Raw genomic sequence first — 207 nt, 5'->3', positions numbered from 1 at the left:
TGGTGTGCCGCGGCAGAACCGTCAGCGGCCGCAGCACCATGTCCGCCACACCATAGGGCAGCGGAACCCCGTTCCCACCGCCAGCGCCAGCGCCGGCGAGCTGCAGTGTCCCGGTCTCCGCGATCGACGCCAGCCGCGCTTCGACCTCATCGGGCAGGATCAGCTCCGGGTGGAAGCCCTCCAGGCCCAGCAGGATCGCCGTCATCG

General features: G+C 71.0%; 1 pseudogene. It reads right to left on the bottom strand.

Going from position 1 to position 207, the window contains the following annotated elements:
* Positions 1-207, bottom strand: a pseudogene (locus AC5RWD_RS23425) (L-serine ammonia-lyase); the annotation flags it as partial.

Source organism: Arthrobacter sp. CMU6 (genome assembly GCF_059090205.1).
Note: the sequence above shows the minus strand (reverse complement) of the source record. Positions and strands in the feature narration are given on the sequence as shown.